Genomic DNA, 1226 nt, shown 5'->3' on the forward strand with positions numbered 1-1226 from the left:
TGCGACTTCAGCTGGTCACTGCAACACATTGCTGGAATCGTTCTGCCGGCGTTTCGAAGTTCAACGTCTGCCGAGGCCGCTCGTTCAGTCGCCGAGCAACGGCATCAAGCTTCGCCTGAGAATACACCGACACGTCGGTGCCTTTGGGAAAGTACTGGCGAAGTAGGCCGTTCGTGTTCTCGTTCGAGCCACGTTGCCACGGATGCTGCGGATCGCAGAAGTAGACCTGAATATCGGTCGCCAAGGTAAAACGCCGGTGGTCGGCCATCTCCTTACCGCGATCCCATGTCAGTGATTTGTAGAGTTCGCGGGGTAGTTTGTGTGCGTGCTTGATCAGGGCATCGATAACTGTTTGCGTATCCCGGCCATCGACCTTCACCAGCATGACGTAGCGCGTGTGACGCTCCACAAGCGTGGCGATCTGACTGTTATGGCTTCCCATCAACAGATCGCCTTCCCAGTGACCGGGCAAAGCGCGGTCTTCGACGTCGGCGGGTCGCTCGCGGATCGAGACCATGTCGGTGAGCTGTCCGTGGTTCGCCGTCTTCTGCGTGTGATGGCGGGAGCGGCGCATCGCGCGCGTATGGCGCAAGTGCGCCAGGAGCTCCTTTTTTAAGGCTCCGCGGGCCTGAATGAAGAGGCTGCGATAGATGGTCTCGTGCGACACCTGATGCTCCTCTTGGCCGCCCGATCGCTGCTTGAGCCAGCCCGCAATTTGCACCGGCGACCACTGGAGTTGCAACTTGTCGGCGACCAGTCGGGCCAGCACTCGATGCTTACGGAGCTTGCAGACCTTCGGGCGACGTGCGCGATCCCAGGCCCGCTGATCGGCGTGGCTGGCACGGTAACCATCACGCCCACCATTGCGCTCCACCTCCCGACTGATGGTGGACGGTGCGCGGCCAAGCTGCGCTGCGATCTGGCGCAGTGATTGCCCCAAAGCCACCTGCCGCGAGATCTCTTCTCGCTCAGCCAGCGTCAGGGCACGCGGTGAGCGGCGCCTCGGCACTGGCCGAATGCCGCCGGCTTGGGCAATCACTCGGCGTATCGAGGAATGCCTGCGGCCCAGCCATCGGGCGATCTGGTGGAGCGACTCTCCGCGCCGCCATCGCTCCCACAGCAGGGTCTTCTCGCTATCAGTAATGTGCCGCCGAAGTCTGGGTGCCATGCAACACTCCTTCCGCTTGCGCGTCTATAGTGTGTTGCGTTGACCGTCTGAAGTCGCA

At 61.7% G+C, this 1226-nt stretch carries 1 protein-coding gene; it reads right to left on the bottom strand.

Going from position 1 to position 1226, the window contains the following annotated elements; translation table 11 throughout:
- Positions 1 to 7: 7 nt before the first annotated feature.
- On the bottom strand, positions 8 to 1168 hold the full coding sequence (locus ABIC75_RS23065; RefSeq protein WP_354016222.1) for an IS30 family transposase: 1161 nt from the start codon (positions 1166 to 1168) through the stop codon (positions 8 to 10).
- Positions 1169 to 1226 lie beyond the last annotated feature (58 nt).

This window comes from Dyella japonica, assembly GCF_040545895.1.
In the GTDB taxonomy this organism is placed as follows: Bacteria; Pseudomonadota; Gammaproteobacteria; order Xanthomonadales; family Rhodanobacteraceae; genus Dyella; species Dyella japonica_D.